Source organism: Candidatus Binataceae bacterium, assembly GCA_035294265.1.
Classification (GTDB): Bacteria; Desulfobacterota; Binatia; order Binatales; family Binataceae; genus DATGLK01.
In genome coordinates this window covers 1-14719 of the sequence record DATGLK010000094.1, presented here as the reverse complement: position 1 = coordinate 14719, position 14719 = coordinate 1, and the positions used below count along the sequence as shown (strand labels likewise).

Below are 14719 nucleotides of genomic sequence, written 5' to 3'. Positions count from 1 at the left end.
GCGCCAGGTCCCGCAATTAAAAAGCGGCGCGTGAACTGTCCAGCCGGAGCACAGTTCGTGCTCCAATAAGGGCATGAAAGTTTAGGGACTATTGCAGCGGGAGGTCGCATCGTGCGCCTATCGGAAACCGCGATGGCCGTTCTCGAAGCACGCTACTTGCGTCGCGACGAGAGCGGCCGGCAGATCGAGGATGTTTCCGGAATGCTCAACCGGGTGGCGACGGCGATAGCGGAGCCTTGCACACGGTTCGGCGAGGACCCGGAACTATGGCGCGAGCGCTTTCGCCAACGGCTCGAGCAGCTTGAGTTCCTGCCCAATTCGCCCACGCTGATGAACGCAGGCGTTGCCCGCGGCCAGTTGGCGGCCTGCTTCGTCCTGCCGATCGAAGACAACCTGGACTCCATCTTCGAGACCCTCGGGCTCGCGGCCAGAATCCAGCAGACCGGAGGCGGCACTGGATTTTCCTTCAGCAGGCTTCGCCCGCGAGGAGACGTGGTGCACTCAACCGGCGGGATCAGCTCCGGGCCGGTCTCGTTCATGGAATTGTTCGACCATTCCACCGCCGTGATCCGCGCCGGGGGGCGGCGGCGGGGTGCCAACATGGCGGTTTTGCGCGTCGATCATCCCGATATCTTCGGATTCATCGACGCCAAGCGCCGCTCGGGCAGGCTTGAGAATTTCAACCTCTCGGTCGGCGTGACCGATGACTTCTTCTCGGCGCTCAGGACCGGCACGCCGTTTCCTCTGAGAGATCCCCGTTCCGGCCGAATCCAGCGCGATGCCGGCGCCGCCAAGCTGTTCGACCGGCTGACCCAAGCGGCATGGAGCTGCGGCGATCCGGGTCTGCTTTTCCTTGACGAGATAAACCGCCGCAACCCACTGCCGTTGCTTGCCCCAATCGAGGCCACCAACCCCTGTGGCGAACAGCCGCTGCTGCCCTACGAGTCGTGTACGCTGGGCTCGATCAACCTTGGCAAATTCGTGTCCGGTGACCGGATCAATTGGGATGCGCTGGGCGAGACAATCCGAGACGCCGTGAGGTTTCTCGACAATGTCATCGAGGCCAGCCACTATCCGGCGCCGCGGATTCGGCAGGCAACCGTGAACACGCGTAAGATCGGCCTAGGGGTCATGGGGCTGGCCGACCTTCTGGCCGCCATTGGAGTGCCTTACAATTCGCGGCAAGGCGTAGAGCTGGGCGGAGAAATCGCCCAGTTCGTCAGCCGGATCGCGCGCGAGGTATCCGCGGAACTGGGGCAACTGCGGGGTTCGTTCCCGGCATTCGAGGCCAGCCTCTGGCGCGCGCGCGGCTACCAGGCGATGCGCAATGCCACGGTCACCTGCGTGGCACCCACGGGAACGATCGGCATAATCGCCGGCGCCTCGGGCGGCATCGAACCGTTCTTCGCCCTGGCAACCACGCGACGAATCCTCGAAGGCCAGAAATTCGCCGAGGTGAACGGCGCCGTGGAGCGGGAGCTCAAGCGCCTCGGCCCGGTCGGTGACACAGCGATGGCCTTGGTGCGCCAAACCGGGGCGCTGAGCGGAACTGCAATCGCGGAGGAACTCAAACGGCGGTTTCCGGTGGCGCTGGAGATCGAACCGGAATTTCACTTGCTGATGCAGGCCGCTTTCCAGGAGCACGTCGACGCCGCGGTTTCGAAGACGGTGAATTTGCCCACCGATGCCAGCCCTCAATCGGTGCGAGAAATCTTCCTGAGGGCACACGAGCTGCATCTCAAGGGCGTAACCATCTACCGCTACGGCTCGCGTCCGGGGCAGACGCTGAACATCGTAGACGACAGCGAAACGCCGGATTGCCGGGAATGCTCGGTGTAAGGGCGCGCGCGCCGGATCGCTGATACGCAAACACCATTAGCGGGGTGCTGAACAACGAGTCCGGCGAGGCCCGGTAGGCACTCTTGAAAGCAGCGCCCCGCGTAAAGGTGGCCTCTCGGTCCCCAATCTTCTCGGGGGTCGCCGGCCTCCGAGGAGCCGCGCACGAACCTGCCATTCGGGTCGGGTCCGGCCTTTTCTTACCAGCCGTCATCTATTACCTTGAGCCGGGATTTTCATATGGAAAATGGCGTAACACGCGTTAGTCAAGTCACAGCGCCCGCTCGCATCGCGCGATGGCCGTAGGCAGCTTCGGAGCGAAATTCACGGGTTTCGGATACCCCCTCAGCCGGCGGCAGTTCCTGTCGCATTCGATGCGCGCCGTAGCCGGAGTCGGGGTAGGCTTAAGCCTGCTGGACTTCGGCTGCTCCGGCGGCAGCAGCACCAGCGCCAATGCTCGCGCCTGGCAAGAGTTGGCCCAACGCATCTCGGGGCCCGTGCTACGCCCCGGCGATCCCGGCTTTGCCGCGTTGGCGATGCCTAACAACTTGCGTTATGCCGCAACGCTTCCGGCTGGAATCGCTCGCTGTCTGAGCGCCCAGGACGTGTCACAGGCGATTCTGTGGGCCCGCCAAAATGATATCCCGCTGGTGGCTCGCTCGGGCGGCCATTCCTACGCCGGTTATTCGACTACCAACGGCTTGATGATCGATCTGAAGCTTATCAACCAGATTCAATACGACAGCGGCAGCGGGATCGTTACGATCGGCGGAGGCGTGCTCAACAGCGCGTTGTATCAGGCGCTGCAGCCGTTGGGAGTCGCAATCACCCACGGCCGTTGTCCCACGGTTGGCGCGGCCGGCTTTCTGCTCGGGGGCGGCATTGGGTTCAACATGCGGGCGCACGCTTTGGGCTGCGATCAACTGGTGGCCACCGAGATCGTGACCGCCGACGGCCAAATTCTCATCCCCAGCCCGCAAGAAGATCTTTTTTGGGCGTGCCAAGGCGGCGGGGGCGGCAATTTCGGTATCAACACCTCTTTCAGCTTGCAAACCTTTCCCGTCCCCTCCAGCCTGACTGTCTTCAGCCTGAGCTGGAGCGCCCGCCCCGACGCGGTTTACGCCGCGTTGCTGGCGGCGTTGCAGACCGCGCCGACAACCTTGGGCAGCCGCGTCCAGCTCGACGCGATTACTCCACAGGAAATCGCCGCGGGCCAGGACGTCACGGTCAGATTGCTCGGCCAACTAGTGGGCACGCCCGGCGATCTGGCCGATATTCTCCAGCCGGTCTATGCGGTGGCCGAGCCCACCCAGTCAACTATCAATCAGATGAGCTACTGGGATGCGCAGATAAATTTTCTGGCAACTCCGGGCAAGCCAGCGGAATACCAGGAACGCTCGCGATTTTTCGTCGGCCCGCCCAGCTCAGCCGCGATCGCCACCGCATTGCAATGGGCACGGCGATGGCCCGGAACTTCGGTCGGCGCTGACCTGGTGCTGTTTCAAACCGGCGGGCAGATAAATATTCCGGCCGCCGACGCGACCGCCTTCGTCCATCGTGACAGCGATTGGCTGATGACAATTGCGCTTAGCTGGAGCGGCGCCGACGCGCCCGCCACGGTGGAGGCCAACCTGGCCTGGCAGAGCGACTTCTATCAGGCGATGACGCCCTACGCTGGCGGCGGAGCCTACCAGAACTTCATCGATCCCTCGCTCACCGACTGGGCCCAGGAATATTACGGCAGCAATCTGCCCCGGCTCCAGAATATCAAGGCCGTCGTTGACCCGACCCTGGTCTTCGACTTTCCCGAGGCGATCACCCCGGCCTGAACGCGACCGACCCAGCGTCTTGCGCTAGCATTGCTCCATGCCAATCGACGTACATGCCCATTATGTTCCGCCTGGCGTCCTGGAAGTGCTGCGTTTTCGTGGCGCCGAGTACGGTATCGCGGTGGCGCCCGGTGGTTCACCCGTATGTCCAAGCTTGAGCTTCGAGTCGGGGCTGCGCCTGCGCCCGTTCGTGCCCCGCCTGATGGAAGAGGAAGCGGCGCGCATCGAGAGTTTTTTGGCCGCCGGCGTTGACCGCCAAGTGCTCTCGGTGTGGTCCGACCTGATGGGTTATGGGCTGGCGCCCGCCAAAGGCGAGGCCTGGCATCGGCTGATGAATGATTGCCTGGCCCGGGTCTGCTCGCGCCATCCCACGCGCTTTTCCTTTCTCGCTTCGGCCCCTTTGCAAGACCCTGGCACCGCCGCCCGCGAGGCTACGCGAGCGGTGCGCGAGCTGGGCGCGGTGGGCCTGTTGGTTGCAGCCAACGTCCTCGGGGTCAACCTGGGCGAGGTCCCGCTCGATGAGTTTTGGAGCGCGGTCAGCCAGTTGGGCGTACCGGTGTTCATCCATCCCACCGAGCCCGTGCCGCCGCCGCGTACCCGCCGCTGGACCCTGACCCAGGTAGTGCAATTCACTTACGACACCACGCTGGCGCTAAGCTCGTTAATCTTTTCCGGCACCCTGGACCGCTTTCCGGCTTTGCAGTTTATCCTGCCTCATGGCGGCGGCCTGTTGCCCTACCTCAGCGGCCGGCTGGATCACATGCATGGGCGAATGGATCGCGCGGCCGAGGGCGATCTTGCGCGACAGGCGCCGTCGGCTTACTTCCCCCGATGCTATTTCGACACCCTGCTCCATCAGCCCCACGTGCTGCGCTTTCTGATCGACAGCGTGGGCCTTGAGCGCGTCGTCCTGGGCAGCGACTGGCCTTTTCCGCCCGGGACGGATACTCCGCTGGCGGTGCTCCACGCCGCCGGACTGCCGTCCTCGCAGCTTGAGGCGATCGTCGATCACAACCCCCGCCGTATGTTCAAGCTGGCGTAACGGCCTTTTTCAAAATCCGGGTTTTGCCGGCCGCACGCTGCTTGTGCGCACCCATAGGCCCAGCGCGATCAAGACGGTGGGAAGAATGAGATCGCTGTACAACGCCCCGCCCGCGTTGTTGGGCGCGTAGTTATGGGCGACCATAATATGTCGGAGATGGCCGACCGCATCGCCCCATAACCAGACCGTCGTCGCGACAATCGTGGCCAGCCAGAAGCTCCCTTCGAACCACCAGCACAAGATTCCCAAGGTTCCGATCGCCAGATTGGCTATCGCGACTTCAAATTCGAAGGGGCTGGGCGCCCAGCCGATCGAGCGAGAAACTTCAGCGCTCATGAACGCGTGGCCGTAGAAGGCGAATAGCCCTTCCACTCCGACGCTGATCACTAGCGCATCGCGCAGCACAATCCTGGCGATCGCCGGCCATCCGGCGCGGTATGCCGACGTAATAAGCAGATGAATCAGCACGACGACGAGCGTCAAGATTGGAAAAATCGCAAAGAACATCGACACCCCGAGCTTTCCGACAAGCTGGGCGTATTATCAGTGCGGCACGGCGGCAAATCAATCAACTATGCCGTGTAGCCTCCCCCGCGAGCGACCGGCATGACCCCCTGAGTTTCTAAAAGGTGTCGTACCAGGGACGCGGGGGTGGCGGGCTTAAGTGAAAATCCACCCTGAACTGGCGTAGCAGGTTCCCGTTGGCATGACGCAGTGCTAGCTTGGCGTCTTCCAGATTAATCTCGGCTTGCAATTCGTTGGCCTCTACCGTGGCGTCCTCGGTTTGGTACTGGATCAGATCGTGCGTAGTCGCCATGCCGTTGGCAAAAAGCTTTTGTTCGTCATAAAAGGCGGCACGAGCGTACGCGCTACGCGCCCGGCTGGCTTTGACGGTTTGAATGTCCGCGGCCACATTAGCCACCGCCGAGCGCACGTTTACCACCATCTGATCGACCGCCGCCTGGTATTGTCGATGCAATTGAGTAGCCTGCATGCGCGCTTGCGCCACCATGGCCCGCAGATAGGCGTCGTCGGCGGGCATTTCGAAATTGAGAGAAAAAATATACGTCAGATATCTAAAAGAGAACATTTGGCTGAGCGCCGTACCATATCCACCGCGATACTCCGGCAGGGTTTCGCCGTTGAATGCCACCCCCGGAATCGTAGTGCAGTTAAACACGGTGCTGCTGGACGCGCCGAGCGGCGGATTGCACACCAGCTCGCCGGCCTGGGAGGTAAGGGAAACCTGGCTTCCCAAGGTCAGCGAGGGCAGCATCTGATTATCCATGTACTGAACGTTAATTGCCGCGCTGGAGATCGCCGCGCGCGCGGCCGCCAGCGAGGGCAAGTGCGCAAACCCATCTTCCAGAGAATGCTCTTCTTCAGCCACCATCGATTCATCCGGGTTGGGGTGATCGATCGGTTCGATGGTGCGGGGAAGGAACGAGTCGGCATTGTTGAGCATGACATCCTGGGCCAGCACGATTTCAGCGTTGCCCAGGACGGCGCGGGCGGAGAACAGGTTGGCCTGCGCAGTTTCGGCCGCGGCTTGCGCCTCACGTACATCCAGCGGCGCCAGTGTACCGACCTTTAGCTGTGCCATGTTGTCACGGACCAGATCGTCATAGAAGGCCACGGTTTGTTCGGCGACCTTCAATTGATCGCGCGCCAGAACCACGGCCCAATAGTCGGTCGCCACTTTGTACACGAGGTCCTGAAGAGTTTGTTCATAATTGAACTGGGCCTGGCGCAACGCGGAGTGCGCCAGGCGTACATTGATGGTAGCGAATTTCCAGCCAAACGCCCGCAACAAGGGTTGGGTAAGCGAGAGCGTCAAAGTGGGAACATAAAAGGGTCGCACCGACTCAAAGAAATTATTCCCATTGATGCGGCTATTGTTGAACAGCACACTAAGTACACCGTTACTCGAGGCCAAAAGCTTATTGATGGCGAAATTCCATTGCCATTGATTAGTGGATAACCCTAGATCCGGCTGCTTGGTAACGGTATTGACTGTATCCAACGCACTTGTGATCGGTATGTAGGATTGCAAGCGCTCGCCGTTGGCGAGCAAGCGCGGATCAAACGCCGCCGCCGCCTGCTTGACCGCTTCTACCGCGGCCAGCGGGTTGAGCCGTCCGACTTCGACTTGCGGATTGTTTTTAAGCGCCCAATATACCGCTTCATTGAGGGTCATGCGCGCTACGCGCGGATCAAAAGTGCGCAAATAATTGAGATCGTTCAGTGATTCCTCGGGAAGAGCATGTGCCCAGTTCCATTGATCCTTCAATATTTGCGGTACCGACAAAAGCCGGTCGCCATACTCGTAACGGTCGGCATCGCGGCTGCGCACCGTTAGGCTGAGCTTGTTCTGGGTTGGCGCCACGGGCGGCGCGCTGGTAACCTGCGCGCCGGCACGGCCAGCTATCAAGCCCCCCATTACCGCTAGAGCCAAGATCGGGTGAAAAAGCCCAATTCGCCCAAGCGCGACGTACCGGCCACCGCCGCGCCCTGCGCGCAACGGTTGATCCTTTCTGATTTGTCGCTCCAGGCTCCTCCAATCATGGGCCGGAGCACGCGAGCCGGAAGCACTCTTGACCCAGCCTGCCAGGGCCAAACAACTCACCGCCAAGCGAGCTAAAAACGGGCGAACCATGGCGTTTCCGGAGTGTTGCTAAGTTGGAAGACAACATTGAAGTGACGCAGCAGCGTTCCTTCGGCGTGCCAAAAGGCCAGCCGTGCCTCTTCCAGCCCGACTTCGGTCTGAATTACGTTGCCCTGGGCCTGCACCAGCGACGCCTGATACTGCAGCAGATCGTGCGTGGTCGCCATGCCGACCCGAAACCGCGCGGTCTCGTCATGCAACGCTTCTTCGGCATAGCCTCGCGCGCGCAGGGCGGCCTGGACCGCGGGCACGTAAGCGGAAAGGTTACTGAGCGAGGTCAAAACGTCGGCGACAACCTGTGACAACTGGCTGCGAAACTCCATCCGGGTCTGTTCGTAAGCAATCCGCTGTTGTGCCAAAGCGGCGCGCGCGTTGGCATTTTCCAAGGGACGTTCGGCGCTGAGCAAAGCAGTGTAGCTGTAATAAGTAAAATCGAACATTTTTCCCAAGGTATCGCCGTAACTTCCGGTAAAGGGCAACCGATAGCCACTGGCTCCCGGAGCAATATCGCAATTGGGCGTGACTAGCCCGAAAGTGGGACCGCATTGCGCCTCCCCGCCCTGGCTGGTAACCGCAATTTGGGCATCGGCGTTGAGCTGCGGCAACAGTTGATTTTGCTGAAAGCGTACTTGCAGCAATGCCTGTCGAATCGCCTGGCGCATCTGGCCTAGCACCGGGCGGTAGAACGCCGCGTTGTGCAGAGCCTGATCTCGGCTCTCAAGTTTGTCCTGAACCGGATTGGGCTCCTGGGCGGGCTCAATCTGGCGCGGAATGAAGGTGCGATGAGGATCGAGCATAACATTCTGGCGCAGGGTCGTGCGCGCGCTATCCAGCGCGGCCCGTGCCGCGTATACGTTGGCCAACGCCGCCGCCGCGGCCGATTGCGCCTCGTTGAGATCCAGCGGCGCCAGGGTTCCAACTCGCAACTCGATCCGATCCTGCTTGACCACGTCCTCGTTGAAGCGCAAGGCCTCCTCGGCGACCTGCAGATTTTCCTGGGCTCGAACCAGTTCCCAATAGTAAAAGCCGATTTGCTCCACGAAAGAGGACAGAGTGCTGGCGTATTGGTACTGCGCTTGTACTTGTCCGATATTGGCAAGTTGTACGTTGATCGTGGCGAACTGCAAACCGAAATTGCGAAGAAGCGGCTGACTCAGGGACAATCCCAAGGTCGGCACGTAGGAAGGCACGATCGTATCGGTAAGATTGTTGGTGGTCTGATATTCGTTGTTGAAGGTAAGCCCCAGTGTGCCGTTGGTGCTCGCCAGTATCTTGTTCACTCCAAAGTTCCATTCATACAGATGAGTCGTCAGGGTGTTGCCGCTTTTTACTTCCAATGGCGTGGTGATCGGCATATTCGAATCTTCGTCTTCAAGATTCGCCGTCAGGTCAGGATCAAATACACCGTATTGAGCCTTGATGCTCTCGGTCGCGATCAGCGGGTTCAAGCGAGCCGCCGCAACATTGGGATTGTTGCGCAAAGCGACATAAATCGCTTGCTTGAGGGTGAGCCGGCTGACGTTGTCATCGATAGTACGCAGATAGTTGGAACTGGTCACGCTCTCCGGAATCACCAGCCGCCCGCTGGGTTGCCATTGGCGCATCAGGATCTCTGGTAGCGATTTGACTGAATCGTGATACTCGAACTGCGTGACTGCCGAGCTGGGCGTACTCATGCTGGGCGGCTGGGTAAGCTGTGAATTCACCGGCGATGCGGCAAACGCAGCGCTGGTGGCGAGCAGCAATGGCATAATTAAAAGTGCCATGGTCTGCATGCGGACCCATCTTGCGAGACTGAAACTCATGTTTACCCTCGGCCGATCGCGGCGACCACGCCGGTTGTGGCACTCATTATTTTTGATTCGTAGATGGCGAATGGCGCTGATGAAGGCGATAACGGCCAGAATTCCAGCCATGAGCGAATAGCGCACCAAGGTTTCTGGTCCAGTTCGAACCCGGATGGGGGCCGAGCAGGGAACCCAGCGCGAAAGCCGCGATTAGGGCTAGTCCCTTTCGGGCCAAGACCATCGGCGGATGAGATGGTTCCGAGCGGACCTTCAAGCGCGCACCTTTAATCAAGGTTTGATCCAGCATCAGCAGCTCATTGCGCAGACGGCGATAGCGGCGGGCGCAAATGATGCAAGATTGCAGATGCACCCGGCTCTTGTGGTCTGCCTCCCCCAGGCAGCAGGCCAGCAAACTTTTTTCCCCCAGGCATTCCTTCATAGCTCACCCCTCGACCAAGACCTTGCGCAGGCGCTGTAGGGCGCGGAACAGATGGCGCTTGACCGCGCCTTCGCTCAGTCCCAGGGCTTCGGCCACCTCCTCGATCGGCCACTGCTCAAGCCGGCGCAGAACCAGCACCTCGCGCTGGCGGCGCGGCAAGCGAAGACACTGCTGCCAGACCCTTCGGCATAATTCCTGCCGCTCCAGGCTATGCTCGGGAGTGTCGTGTCCGGGCTCCAGCGGGATTTCCTCCAACTCGACCCGGGGGCTCAAGCGCCTGCACCAAGCCGAGCGGCGAACATCACGGCAGGCATTGGCTGCGACGCGCGTCAGCCAGGCGCCCCAACTTAGTGGCTGCTCGCCTACGGCCATGCGCTGGTATGAGCGCAAAAACACCTCCTGCGTGATCTCCTGCGCGCTCTGCTCGTCCGCCAGCATCACCCGGCATAGGCGCAAGATGCGTTCGTGATGGTCACGGTAAAGCCCATTCCAACCGTCGGGAAGCGGTCCTGGGACGGAAGCTTTCGGTGGAATTTGAACCCTCATCGCGCTGGCCTCTTGGATGGTGATCGAACCATGCGCCCAAAGGTTGACATCTTTTTTTCGCGAATCCGACGGTCAACTCCGGGTCGGGTCGATCGATCAAGAGCAACAGGCGGTGTGCACGAAAGGGTCAGGTCGCAAGGTGCAATCGAAATTCGATTTGTCGGCTACGGCAGTAGAGCTGAATTTGCACGGTTTAAGCGCTGGGCGCCAAGCGCTGCAACTGGTGGTACGGCTCGCGATAATTTGCGCTCCAGTCGCCGCCGCGGTTTTACTGATGTTGTCCCATCCGCCGCGAGCGCGCGCTCAACTCGCGGGCGCGCCGCAGCCTGCTCCCACTTTTGTCTCGATCATTCCGGGCAGCGTGCCCGCGCCGGTAGTGGCGCCGCCAGCCGGTGTCGCGGTAGCTCCGGCGCCGCCGGCGCTCTCGGGCACTCTGCCGACACCAAGCGCGTTACCGCCGTTGACGTTGCCACAGATTGCAATGGCTACCGCCGCACCCACCCCGGCACCGCGAGTCTACAACTGTAGTTGCAACGGCTCGGCTTCTTACACCCGCTGGATGGGAACGGTCAACGCCAGCAGTTACTTCCAAGCCCGCGAGAACGCGGTCAACTTGTGTCTGAACTTCAATTTCAACCGCCGGCCCGCCTCGCCCTTTATCCCGCCTCCAGTCTTTGCCTTCTTTCCGCCGCCCCCGGCGCCGGTGGCCGCTTCCGAAGCCGAACCGGGCTTGCCTAGCTTGCAGGCCCCAGGTCTGTCAGGCTTTGCGCTGCTTAATTCTTCGCGCGCGATAATCCTTGCCCTGTGTCAGAACTGCGCTTGTAGCTGAGGCTGCTTGGTCGGCCGATCGTCATCGCACCGCGCGCTACTCTCTCACTTTCAGAGTAAGACTTCGCGGGCACAGCGCACAGCGCCGTGGAGGGGTGGGCAATTAATTGTAGGCCATGGCGATCGTGCCCAAGTGGCCAAAGCGCGTTTGGCGTTTCGTCAAGCGGGCGTGCGTACTCCTGTTCGCGGCTCTGTTGGCAAGCCCCGTGCTCAACGCGGGCGCGCTCAACCATCGGACCGCACGCCCAAAGCCACGGTGCTGGAAAGGCGAGGTGGACCACCTCGACACCATCCGCCCGCTCAGTCGAGATTTTTCGCTGGGCCCCTGGATGGGCAAGGATTATCGGTTATGCTGGATACGCCTTCGCACACGTCCCTACGAGCTGAGGGTGATGGAGGTAACCCCCTCGTTGCACGGGGTATCAGATTCGATTGGCGATTGGCAAAGCTACCAGCAGGCCGTCGGCCCGCTTGAGCTGGTCAGCGAGCTAAGCTGGCAAGTTACCGTGCGCGCCGCGAACGCGCGTAAGGTTCACCTGGATGAAACCACCCGCTTACGCCTACGCGTTGAAGGCAAGATCCTGGGGGTACGCGCAAGAGTTTACGGAATGGCGGACGGTCGCCCGTGGTTTGTCGCCACCTGGCACGCCAGATTCCGTCCAAGCGGCAAAAGAAGCTTGCTCGTTTCGCCTGCAAGACCCTCGGCCCCTGCCCCGCCCTCGCAACGCTGGCTTATCACTCAGCCTTGGTTCGCTCCCGATCTGTAAGTTTTTCCCCCACCTCGCGGGTGAAAGGGCCAGTCATCTCGCTGCGCGAGCGGGGAGAGGTCGCTCGGGAACTTGCCCGACAAATTGCCAGGCCGGCTGCCCGGCATCGAGATTGCCGTGCAGCTTAGCGGGACGCGGCGCGCTCAACGGCCTATTGTCACCCTGCGGCTTTACGCTAACTTCATAGGGATCTTAACGAACCATGGCCGCGGGCTGCGGCGGAGGTGCGGTGGACAAATCGCGAGCATTGGAAATTGCCCAGCGTCTGAGCGCCACGGCGGCCGAGCTGATCTCGCTTGAGGAGTTGGCGTCCAAGCTAGCCGAGGGACGGCCCCTGCGGATTAAACTTGGGATGGACCCAACCGCTCCCGACCTCCATCTGGGCCACGCCATTACGCTCAAAAAGCTGCGCGAGTTTCAGGATCTCGGCCATCGCGTGATCTTCCTGGTGGGTGACTTCACTGCCGCCATCGGCGACCCCACCGGTCGCAGCGAGGTACGCAAACCGCTCAGCCCCGAGCAAATCGCTGAAAACGCGCAGACCTATCAGCGCCAGGTCTTCAAGATTCTCGACCCCGAGCGCACTGAGGTGCGCTTCAACAGCGAATGGCTGGATAAGCTTGGCCTGCGCGATCTGATCAAAATCGGCGCCCATCTGAGCGTCGCGCGCATCCTGGAACGCGACGACTTCGAGCAGCGTCTGAGCACTCAACAGCCGCTGTTTCTGCACGAGCTGCTCTATCCGCTGGTGCAGGGTTACGATTCAGTGGCGATCAAGGCCGACGTCGAGTTGGGGGGCACCGATCAGAAATTTAATCTGCTGGTGGGTCGCGAACTTCAGCGCGCCTTCCATCAGCCGCCCCAGGTGGTGCTTACGATGCCGCTGCTGGAGGGGCTGGATGGCGTGCGCAAGATGTCCAAATCCTACGGCAATTATGTTGGCTTGACTGAAAGCCCCCGGGAGATGTTTGGCAAGTTGATGTCCATCCCGGACCAGTTGATGCCCCGCTATTACGAACTGCTGACCGCAGTGGATGAAAACGAGCTGGCACGAGTCAGGAGCGGAGCGATCCACCCGATGGAAGCCAAAAAGCGGCTGGCTGACCTGATCGTGGGCGAATACCACGATGCGAAGGAAAGCGCGGCCGCGCGGGTCTATTTCGAAACCCGCTTTCAGCGGCGCGAGGTGCCCGCCGAGGTGCCGACCTTTAGGATTGCCGGTGAAATCTGGCTATGCGAGCTGATGAAGCAGCTCAACTTTGTTCCCTCCACTAGCGAAGCTCGCCGCCTGATCGGACAGGGCGCAGTGAGGGTGGACGGTGAAGCGGTGCGCGACGCCAATTTTCGCTTCGTTCCCGGCCATCACGGCCTGCTGGAAGTTGGCAAACGGCGCATCGCACGCATCCAGCCCTGAGCGGGTGTTCAGCGGGGTCAAAGACCAACCCGCGGTCAGCCGAGCTTTTCGGCTTCGGCCACCGCTTGGCGCAACTTATCCATCGTCTTCTTAAGCGCGCGAGTATATTGTGGTTTGGTCCAGACCTGACCCGTGCGCATCTTGAGCCATCCCAGCTTGACCGCATCGGGCTTGTTGCCCATCTCGCCCGTGGAGACTTCGATAATCGCACGTTCTTCGGGGCTGAGCTGCGCCAGCACTTCACGCTTGAGCGATTGGAGAAAGCCGGCCTTCAGATCAATGTCGATTTTTACCAAGCCATCACCTGCACTGAGGTAAGTCTAATAATAAATCCGCCGCCTCGTTGAGCGCGCTTTTCAACACGGGCCTCTCAGAATGCGTTCCACTAGTTCCAGGGGCAACGGCTGGCGATGTTTAACCGTGCCCAGGCAGGGCACATCGGTCAGACGGAGAAGGGAATCGGCGTTGGTGGCGGCGGCGGGCGAATCGGCGGGCTCGGCATCGTTGAGGATATAACCACGAACCCACAAACCCTTGCGCGCGGCGTACTCCAGGGAGAGAACCGCGGCGTTGAGGCTGCCCAAGCGGTTAGGCACTACCAGCACCACTTCGAGTTGGAGGGTCTGGGCTAAATCGGCGAAATTGGTATCCCAGGTTAGCGGCACGGCCAAACCACCGGCGCTCTCCACGATCACGATGTCGTTGGCGGCCGCGATCTCTTCAAAGCAATCCACCAGCCGTGCGATGTCAAGCACGGGGAGTCCCTCCAGCCGCGCGGCGGCGGCCGGCGCCAACGGCGGGGCGTAGCGGTAAGGACAAATCAGCTCCAGTGGCAGCGGCGAGGAAGCTGCAGTTTTGAGGATCAGGGCATCGCTTGCCACCAGCCCCTCAGGACCCTGGCTACAGCCAGTCTCGGCGGGTTTGAAAACACCCGTGCGCAGGTTGCGGGCGAAGCTGGCGAAGGCCAGGGCGCAGGCCACAGTGGTCTTTCCCACGCCGGTATCGGTGCCTGTGATCAGAATCGCGCGTGCCATCGCAGCTCCTCAACCAACGATCTCGATAGTGGCGCCGTATACGGCGTCCAGCAAGAGAGAGATTTCGCTGGCGTCGATTGAAAGCGGGGGCATGAAGACCAGCACGTCGCCCAACGGCCTCACGATCACACCGGCTTGGCGCGCTGCCATCGCGATGCGCGCCCCGACCTGAGCCGCGGGTGCAAAGGGCTGGCATCGCTGCACCTCTTCCATCAGCTCCACCCCCGCCATCAGACCCCATTGGCGAATGTCCGCGACGTGAGGGTGTGCGGCAAAGCGGCTCAGCCCGCGACGGAGCTGCTCGGCCAAAGGGCCGACCCGGGCGACCACTTGTTCTTCGTCGAACACCTTTAGATTAGCGATCGCCACGGCCGCAGCCAGGGGATTGCCGGTGTAGGTATGGCCATAATAGAAGGTGCGGCCCTCTTCGACCTGTCCTAAGAAAGCCGCGAATACCTGCTCGCTGGTCAGGGTCGCGGCCATCGGCAGGTAGCCGCCAGTCAGTCCCTTGCCCAGGCACATCAGATCGGGT

Annotated in this window: 14 protein-coding genes; 6 read left to right on the top strand and 8 right to left on the bottom strand. The window is 61.1% G+C overall.

From position 1 onward, the window contains the following. Positions 1–111 precede the first annotated feature (111 nt). From VKV28_14425 to VKV28_14415, 3 genes are all read left to right on the top strand, one after another. Positions 112–1839, top strand: a complete 1728-nt coding sequence (locus VKV28_14425) for an adenosylcobalamin-dependent ribonucleoside-diphosphate reductase (protein HLH77995.1) — start codon at positions 112–114, stop codon at positions 1837–1839. 293 nt (positions 1840–2132) lie between these two features. Then, on the top strand, positions 2133–3665 hold the full coding sequence (locus tag VKV28_14420; protein ID HLH77994.1) for an FAD-binding oxidoreductase: 1533 nt from the start codon (positions 2133–2135) through the stop codon (positions 3663–3665). Positions 3666–3702: 37 nt separating this feature from the next. Further along, positions 3703–4707 (top strand): amidohydrolase family protein, encoded by a 1005-nt coding sequence (locus VKV28_14415; GenBank protein ID HLH77993.1) that lies wholly within the window; start codon positions 3703–3705, stop codon positions 4705–4707. A 9-nt stretch (positions 4708–4716) separates the two neighbouring features. On the opposite strand, the gene VKV28_14410 is transcribed toward VKV28_14415, so the two are convergent. The 5 genes from VKV28_14410 to VKV28_14390 form a co-directional block, all read right to left on the bottom strand. Beyond that, positions 4717–5214, bottom strand: a complete 498-nt coding sequence (locus VKV28_14410) for a DUF6790 family protein (GenBank protein HLH77992.1) — start codon at positions 5212–5214, stop codon at positions 4717–4719. A 115-nt stretch (positions 5215–5329) separates the two neighbouring features. Then, entirely contained in the window at positions 5330–7147 is a 1818-nt protein-coding gene (locus VKV28_14405) for a TolC family protein (GenBank protein ID HLH77991.1), read from the bottom strand. 197 nt (positions 7148–7344) lie between these two features. After that, positions 7345–9138, bottom strand: a complete 1794-nt coding sequence (locus VKV28_14400) for a TolC family protein (GenBank protein HLH77990.1) — start codon at positions 9136–9138, stop codon at positions 7345–7347. Between the two features lie 85 nt (positions 9139–9223). Then, on the bottom strand, positions 9224–9598 hold the full coding sequence (locus VKV28_14395; GenBank protein HLH77989.1) for a hypothetical protein: 375 nt from the start codon (positions 9596–9598) through the stop codon (positions 9224–9226). Between the two features lie 3 nt (positions 9599–9601). Further along, positions 9602–10144 carry an RNA polymerase sigma factor gene (locus VKV28_14390; protein HLH77988.1) on the bottom strand — a complete coding sequence of 181 codons (543 nt, stop codon included), beginning with the start codon at positions 10142–10144 and terminating at the stop codon, positions 9602–9604. A 139-nt stretch (positions 10145–10283) separates the two neighbouring features. Here VKV28_14390 and VKV28_14385 point away from each other — a divergent pair, with 139 nt between their 5' ends. From VKV28_14385 to tyrS, 3 genes are all read left to right on the top strand, one after another. Next, positions 10284–10973, top strand: a complete 690-nt coding sequence (locus tag VKV28_14385; protein HLH77987.1) for a hypothetical protein — start codon at positions 10284–10286, stop codon at positions 10971–10973. 271 nt (positions 10974–11244) lie between these two features. Beyond that, positions 11245–11739, top strand: coding sequence for a hypothetical protein (locus tag VKV28_14380; GenBank protein ID HLH77986.1), 495 nt, complete (start codon positions 11245–11247; stop codon positions 11737–11739). A 229-nt stretch (positions 11740–11968) separates the two neighbouring features. Beyond that, positions 11969–13153: a tyrosine--tRNA ligase gene (tyrS, locus tag VKV28_14375; GenBank protein HLH77985.1), complete on the top strand. Its 1185-nt coding sequence runs from the start codon at positions 11969–11971 to the stop codon at positions 13151–13153. A gap of 35 nt (positions 13154–13188) precedes the next feature. Here tyrS and VKV28_14370 read toward each other — a convergent pair whose 3' ends face one another. The 3 genes from VKV28_14370 to VKV28_14360 all read right to left on the bottom strand — a co-directional run. Further along, positions 13189–13449: a hypothetical protein gene (locus tag VKV28_14370; protein HLH77984.1), complete on the bottom strand. Its 261-nt coding sequence runs from the start codon at positions 13447–13449 to the stop codon at positions 13189–13191. 60 nt (positions 13450–13509) lie between these two features. Continuing rightward, positions 13510–14187, bottom strand: a complete 678-nt coding sequence (gene bioD, locus VKV28_14365) for a dethiobiotin synthase (protein ID HLH77983.1) — start codon at positions 14185–14187, stop codon at positions 13510–13512. A 9-nt stretch (positions 14188–14196) separates the two neighbouring features. Then, positions 14197–14719 (bottom strand): aminotransferase class III-fold pyridoxal phosphate-dependent enzyme (locus tag VKV28_14360; GenBank protein ID HLH77982.1); only part of this gene is annotated, 523 nt, incomplete at its 5' end.

Excerpts from the sequence above, each read along its gene's own strand:
- VKV28_14420 (HLH77994.1), top strand. The coding sequence starts at position 2,133 with ATGGCCGTAGGCAGCTTCGGAGCGAAATTCACGGGTTTCGGATACCCC.
- VKV28_14415 (HLH77993.1), top strand. The coding sequence starts at position 3,703 with ATGCCAATCGACGTACATGCCCATTATGTTCCGCCTGGCGTCCTGGAA.
- VKV28_14410 (HLH77992.1), bottom strand. The coding sequence starts at position 5,214 with ATGTTCTTTGCGATTTTTCCAATCTTGACGCTCGTCGTCGTGCTGATT.
- VKV28_14405 (HLH77991.1), bottom strand. The coding sequence starts at position 7,147 with ATGGGGGGCTTGATAGCTGGCCGTGCCGGCGCGCAGGTTACCAGCGCG.
- VKV28_14400 (HLH77990.1), bottom strand. The coding sequence starts at position 9,138 with ATGGCACTTTTAATTATGCCATTGCTGCTCGCCACCAGCGCTGCGTTT.
- VKV28_14395 (HLH77989.1), bottom strand. The coding sequence starts at position 9,598 with ATGAAGGAATGCCTGGGGGAAAAAAGTTTGCTGGCCTGCTGCCTGGGG.
- VKV28_14390 (HLH77988.1), bottom strand. The coding sequence starts at position 10,144 with ATGAGGGTTCAAATTCCACCGAAAGCTTCCGTCCCAGGACCGCTTCCC.
- bioD (HLH77983.1), bottom strand. The coding sequence starts at position 14,187 with ATGGCACGCGCGATTCTGATCACAGGCACCGATACCGGCGTGGGAAAG.